5 protein-coding genes are annotated in these 7,198 nt (G+C 34.9%); 4 read left to right on the top strand and 1 reads right to left on the bottom strand.

Going from position 1 to position 7,198, the window contains the following annotated elements:
• Positions 1-2,076, bottom strand: a 2,076-nt coding sequence (locus AC1DPQ_RS12785; RefSeq protein WP_477609581.1) for a peptidase domain-containing ABC transporter, incomplete at its 3' end; no start/stop codon positions are given.
• A gap of 63 nt (positions 2,077-2,139) precedes the next feature.
• Between AC1DPQ_RS12785 and AC1DPQ_RS12780 the strand changes: the two genes are divergently transcribed.
• The 4 genes from AC1DPQ_RS12780 to AC1DPQ_RS12765 all read left to right on the top strand — a co-directional run.
• Positions 2,140-3,423, top strand: a complete 1,284-nt coding sequence (locus tag AC1DPQ_RS12780) for a hypothetical protein (protein WP_477609579.1) — start codon at positions 2,140-2,142, stop codon at positions 3,421-3,423.
• Between the two features lie 2 nt (positions 3,424-3,425).
• Positions 3,426-6,014 (top strand): lantibiotic dehydratase, encoded by a 2,589-nt coding sequence (locus AC1DPQ_RS12775; RefSeq protein ID WP_477583621.1) that lies wholly within the window; start codon positions 3,426-3,428, stop codon positions 6,012-6,014.
• On the top strand, positions 6,005-6,898 hold the full coding sequence (locus tag AC1DPQ_RS12770; RefSeq protein WP_477583619.1) for a thiopeptide-type bacteriocin biosynthesis protein: 894 nt from the start codon (positions 6,005-6,007) through the stop codon (positions 6,896-6,898). The genes AC1DPQ_RS12775 and AC1DPQ_RS12770 overlap by 10 nt, the downstream gene beginning before the upstream one ends.
• The coding region (locus tag AC1DPQ_RS12765) for a lanthionine synthetase LanC family protein (RefSeq protein ID WP_477609577.1) at positions 6,882-7,198 on the top strand (317 nt) is incomplete at its 3' end. The genes AC1DPQ_RS12770 and AC1DPQ_RS12765, both read left to right, overlap by 17 nt.

Genomic DNA, 7,198 nt, shown 5'->3' with positions numbered 1-7,198 from the left:
GTTCTTAACTGTACTGAGCCTGTGTGCTACAATCACAATTGTTTTTCCTTGAAAAGCTTCGTATATATTTGCCATTATGCTCGTTTCATTTTTTGAATCTAATGAATTTGTAGCCTCATCAAAAAACAGAAAATCAGGTTTGTTGTAAAATGCTCGTGCCAGGAGCATCCGTTGTTTTTGTCCTTGGCTCAAACCTTGGCCATTTTCACCAATTTTAGTATTATATCCAAGTGGAAGGTTACTCACGTAATCATCCAGATTTGACAATCTGATCGCTTCCAGCAATCTGTCATCATCAGGGGTATCATCACTGACGGCAATATTCCGTGCTATTGTATCAGAAAAGATATAGCCGTCCTGAAGCACCGCGCCACATTTTTTCCTCCAAAACTTAGGATTGATGTTTGTTAGGTTGTGTTCTCCAACCCTTATTTCGCCTGAGGTTGCGATATAAAATTTTAAGAGGAGTTTCAGGATAGTTGTTTTTCCTGAACCACTCATCCCAACTATTGCAGTAGTTTTCCCGTGTTCTATACGGCAATTGACACCTGATACCGCCTTTTGATACTTTGAAGAGTCGTAAAAGAATGTGACATTTTTTAAAACAATATCCCTATTTAAAAGATTAGGTTTGATGCCGCTTGAATCTATTGCTTCCTCGTCTACATTATTCTGGATGTCCTCTAGGCGTTCAAGAGAGATCTTTGCATCTTGATAGTCATGGACAAAGGTTATCGCTTGCGAAAGAGGGCCATTAAGCTGACCTAAAATATACTGCACAGACATCATCATTCCAAGCGTCATTTCACCACTTATTACCGCCTTGGCGGTAAAATAGGTTATCATAATGTTTTTGACCTGATCGATTATAAAAGAGCCCATTTGCTGAACCTGGTTTATTTTAAGTATCGATATGCTGAGTCGAAACTGTTTTGCTTGTATTCTTTCCCATTGCCATCTCTTTTGGGTTTCGCAATTTTGTTGTTTTATTTCTTGGGCACCCTCTATCAGTTGAATTAGATTGCTTTGACTATTTGACATCTGATCAAATGTTTTATAGTCCATTTCTTTTCTTTTTTTCTGAAACAAAAGAATCCATCCGAAATAAAAAAGACTGCCAATTAAAAAGATCGACAATACGGCGAAACTGTAGAAAAATAATACAATTGAGAAAACTATAAAATTTAACGCGCCAAAAACCGTATTGATGAGAGATGATGTCAAAAATGTCTGAATTCTTCCGTTGTCCCWTATCCTTTGAAGAATATCACCCATTCTTTTATTGTCAAAGAAAGTCATGGGCAATCTCATCATCTTAATGATAAAATCGGACAGTAAAGTGATACTAATCCTTGTTCCCATATGCAAAAAAATCCAGCTCCTTATTCCGCCCACTAGCGATTGGCTGAAGAAAAGTGTAAGCTGGGCAATCAGGATGATATTGATGAAACTTATGTTTCTATTGTTAATGCCAACATCAACAATCGATTGGGTCAGAAAAGGAAAGATGAAGGATAATATTGTATTTATGATCAAACCTATTATGATTTGGAAAATAAACTTTTTATATGGCTTTACATATACAAAAAACGACCCTAACCCGTTTTGCTTCTGGCCGGCTACAATGTCGTTTTCATAAAACAGTTTTGTCGGTTCCAGAACAAGGACCAAGCCAGTTATTTCATTTTTTGTCAGGTTATCTACCGACCACCCCTTAATGAACTCCGAATGGGTGTATTTTATTAGACCAAACGCCGGATCTGCTACATATACGTGAGACTTATTAACCCGATAGACAATAATGAAGTGTTTCTGTTGCCAATAGGCGATAAGTGGAAGCGGTAAATCGTCAATTAGATTTTCAAAAATTACCCTGGCATTGAGCGTCCTGAAACCGATTCGCTCAGCAGCCTCACTAATTGACAATAAAGAGGCGCCTTCCTTTCCAGTATAACAATATTTTCTTAGGTCTTGAATTGAATGTGTCTGGCCATAAAATCTGGAAATCATATACAAGCAGCTTGGTGCACAGTCCATTTGATCAAGCTGTTTGAAATACGGGAATTTTTTATTCATAGAGCATTATTTACAAAAGTAAAAATATGATAATTTTTGTACTTTAGCACACAAGGTAAATATATGTCAGATACAAAACAGTATAGCTTGGAAGTCCAAGATGTAATGGGAATTATTCCTTCAGCAATAATTAGGACAGGCACGGCTGTAATATTCTTAGTAGTCCTGGTACTTGTTTTTTTTTCTTGGTTAATCAAATACCCTGAAATAATTGAGTCCAGAGTTGTCTTAACTACCAAGGTGCCTCCATTGGAAATCACCAATCGTGCTGCGGGAATTTTGTTTCTTTTTAAGAAGGACGGAGATGTGGTTAAACAAAGCGAAGTGGTGGGGTATTTGAAAAATTCCATTTCCTATGAGGATATAACAATGATCAAAAATGATATCCGGGAATTGGAACAGCAGGTTGGTATGAAGGTTGTAAAAATAGATGATAGGCTGATTAACCAAAATTTGATACTTGGCAACCTGCAGCCGAGTGTTATCAACCTAAAACAAAGTTTATACAATTACAATAATTTTAAGGACCAGTTTAATAGTGACCAGCAAATTCAATCCCTTATAAGAGATAAGGAAAGATATCGATTGTTGAATTCAAATTTGGAACGGCAAAAAAGATATTCCGAAGATCAATTGGTTGTCGCAAAAAGAAGGTTTGCAATTGATAGTCTGCTCCTTGTAAAAAGGGTTATTGCTCCAATTGAATTTGACAAAACAAAAGTATCTCTATCGCAATCAAAATCTGAGCTTGAAAGTACATCCTCCCAAATAATAAACAACTCTCTTCAGATTTCAAAGATTGATATTCAAATCAAACAGTTACAGCAGGGGGATAGCAAATCGAAAGTTGAATTACTGAATCAAATCATAAGCAATATTAATAACATTAAGGCTGATATAGCTAATTGGGAATATCTTAATTTGTTAAAGGCACCGATAAGTGGTGCAGTGTCCTTTCGAACAAATATTGTTAATAACCAGTTTGTTAACATTGGGGAAAAGTTAATGGTTTTAAATCCAGACAGTGGAAGCTTTGTTTGTACAGCTTACATACCTATGTTAGGGTTTGGTAGATTAGCCATCGGGCAGAAAGCCATTATTAAATTTGACAATTTTCCATATGCTGATTACGGATCCGTAAGTGGGCTGGTACAAACCATTTCCCCGGTCCCGGTAAACGATACTTACATGGTTGGTATTAATCTTAATAACGGTTTAAAAACGTCATATAGTAAGAATCTGAAATTTAACCAAGAAATGCAGGGCACGGTGGAAATAATAACTCGAGATCAACGGCTGATTGAAAGGGTGTTCAATAAATTTACTTCTCTTTTTGCAAATAACTAAATATGAATATTGCCAAAAATGTTTTAGTTAGAATAACTGGTATGGATTTCGGTTCCCTAGCCTTTCTGAACCTTCATGAAACTTTGCCATTATTATCCGCATATGAAGCAGAACTTGATAAAAATGAATTATTAAAAAATCAAGCGATAGATCTTATTTATAATTGCATACAAAAATCAGAAAACAGATCTATTCAAAATATTTTGTTGAAGCTAAAACGTGATGTTTACAACAATAGGGGTTATGACTGGGCTGTTGGTGAACTGAATAATTTGAATGAAATAACAGACCAACTAGATAAACTAAGAATATCTGATTTGGTTTTATCTGAACTAGCTAATTCCATTGAAAAATTGTTTCATGAAGAATATACTCAGATCAGGACAGAACTAAAAACACTGACACAGCACCCGTCTTTCCAGAATGGAATAATCCTTTCATCTGCTATTCTTGCTGAAAGTGTTAGGAAATACCTAACCCCAAAATCGAATAGAAAAAGAGACGCGCAAACAGAATTAGGGTTAACTTCATACATCAGTAGAATTGCCGCAAAGACATCACCATTCAGTTCTTTCACCAATCTCGGTCTAGCTGTTATAGACGAAGCAGAAAAGACACTGAGCTTCAAAACATACCCCGAAATAAAAAGTAAAGTTTCTTTAAATAACTACCTGCTGAAATCTATCATTGGAATTATCAAACTAAGCCCTTTTTTGCATAAAGATGTACCGGTAGTTTTGAATCAGACCATCAAATTAAATGATGGAAAAATAACATTTATCACCAATTCAAACAATTCTGAGGCTTTCCAAACAATTGAAAATAGTGATCTGCTCAAATTAATATTTGAAATTCTAAACAAGCAATCTCAAGTGACCATAAATGAGGTTATAGAAATTGTTCAACAAGAGTTTGAATTAGAGAACGGTAGTCTTTACGAATTTTTATTACAATTGATAAGTCTTGGGGTTCTCGAATATGATTTTCCTGTTTCTGGAGCGGATGAAAATTGGGTTAGTAAACTTTTGGCCGCCTTTAAAAATATTCCAGAAAATGAGAGTTTTTATGAGTTGCTGGCTTCCAGTTTTACACAAATTGAAAAATTCCGTAACGAATATGAGTACTCACAACCTTCGGCCAGGCAGGAAATATTAGGGAAACTCGATTTTGAAATCACAAATTTGTTCGAAAAATTACGGGAATCTTATATCATTGAAAAGGTGAAAATTGACCCGGATCTTGAGCCGGATGATTCTGAAAAAATAGCTGTCTTCCATCATCGTGATCCAATCGCTTTTAGTTTCAAGCCTGAAATGCTTATTTTTGAAGATACTTTAATCGATTCTGATATTAAAATTGGCAGACAGGCTGTGTCAGAAATCATTTCTAAAATTGATTTGTTCTTAAATAATTTTGAATTCCTAAACCCCAACAGAAGCGAACAGGAAATCATCAAAGAATTCTATAAACAAAACTATCTTGGATCTGCTACCGTACCCGTCGTTGATTTCTATATGGACTATCAAAAAAATAGAAAAAGCCTCCCAGAAATTAAAGGGCTATATTCTGAAGTATATCAGGCCTTCCAGAAAAAAGTTATTGATCTGATAGATAAAACAGAAAATCCGGACTCTTATATTATGCATTTTAAAACTGATGATTTTTTATCGGACTCATTTAAGAGTGGAACGGCTTCAAAAGGATCGTTTCTACAATTCTTTATCAACAGTAGCAATAAGTTGAGTTGTGTGATCAATGGAATTTTTACTGGACATAATAAATTATTTGGAAGATTTATCACTTTATTTGATAAGTCCGTTCAAGCCGATATTTTATCTTGGAGCCGTGAAGATTATGCTTCTGAAATACTTGCAGAAAATTGTGACTCAACATATTTCAATGCCAATATACATCCTCCATTGTTGAATTTCGAAATTGATATGCCAGGAAGCCAGAATACTTATAGCAAAAATAAGAGGATTATGGTTAAGAACTTGGCCGTAAAGTACGAAAGAGCAACAGATTCGGTTGAACTAGTTGATGAGAAGTCTGGCAAGAAAACAAATATTTTTGATCTGGGATTTCAGTCAATGAAAGCAAGATCCGGTCTATTTACATTTTTAAATAGGTTTGACAGTCCTTCAACTTTTCTTCCATTTTCGTATTTTAATTCAATTGTCAATAAAAGATTTACCCAAATTGTCGGTAAAGGTAGTGTGTTGCCAAGGATAGTACTGGATAACCAAATAGTAATACAACGGAAAACATGGATGGTTGACAAACATGAATTACCAAAAGTTGATGATTTGAGTACTTCAAAATCATTTGTTCAAGTCAACAGATGGAGAAATGCACTATCTGTTCCTGATCAAGTATTCTTTTATTTCAGTGCGCCTAAAGGAACTGTAGACGACGATAAGAAACCTCAGTACTTGGATTTTCGGTCTCCATTACTAATCAATTTGTTTATTAAAAAAGTCCAAAAGTCGGAAAAACAGTTAGTAATGCAGGAAATGCTTCCCGACGGTGAACAACTTTTCACCAGTGCCTCTAAAAAATTCGTGTCGGAATATCTGGTGCAATGGAGATAAGAAAGCTAGAGAAGCCCGTATGGCATTCTGTATACATTTATTATAATCATATTAATGATTATACAAACTGTTTGGTTGAGGTTATTAAGCCCCTTGTAGATCTGCTTACCGAAAGTAAAGTGCTTATAGGATATTTCTACATAAGATATTGGGAAGAAGGGCCACATATAAGATTTAGGACACGGTCATCATATGATTTAGGAATTTTGATTTCTAAATATTTAGAGGAACAGATTTCCATAAAAAAATATTTAGTAAGATTCAAAGCAGTTGAATATATTCCTGAAATAGCGCGTTATGGAGGAGAAAAAGCGATTTTGGTTGCTGAACAACAGTTTAACTTTTCTTCAACAACTGTTCTAGGCATATTAACAACCAATTTAACCTCTTGGGATTACAATTTGGCAATAGGCTTCGCCATTAAACTGCATGTGAACTTTGCGAAAGGAATAGGTTTGTCTACTGAGGCAGCAACAGCATTTTTTAGAACTATTTTTTATCAATGGCTTTCTTTGGCATCTGCTAAACTGAAAATTGATACACAGGAATTGATAAATGCGATAGACAGATCATTCCTGAAACAAAAAGCAAAAATATTAGCTTCTGTTAAAGAAATCTGGGAAGATAATAACCCTCACCAGTGGAGAGAGCAAAATTCAGAAGTATTAAATAAGCTTTTAGTTTTGCATGTATCAAATGATCTAATTTGCCCCCCTGATATCAATTCTCTTTTTTCAGATGATCAAACCAAATCACTTTGGGGGATATTTGATAGCTTCTGTCATATGACAAACAATAGATTAGGAATCCTAAACCAGGACGAATCGTACATATATTATGTTATTTATAGATCATTCAAAGGATTAAATGAAGAGCAAAATTAAGAAGGAATTAATTCGGGAGATTGAGGAGATTGCAATCTTTCTTCACAGTTCCTCGATAAAGGGTAAAAATGGGCGTTTCTGGCATAGATACAATGATTCTAATCGAATAGACGATTCCGAAAAAAACGAGTTTATATATGGAGGTAATGCTGGGATCTGTTTGTTTTTTATCGAGCTATATCAATTCGATGCAAAAAAAGAATATCTTGAGATTATTGAAGAATCGGTAAAATGGCTTTATAATCGGACTAAAAAAGAATCAACCACAAATTATGCCTTTCTTACCGGAAGAGTAGGAAC

This window comes from Pedobacter sp. 01T416_2 (assembly GCF_056398925.1).
This window is presented reverse-complemented; position numbering and strand designations above follow the sequence as displayed.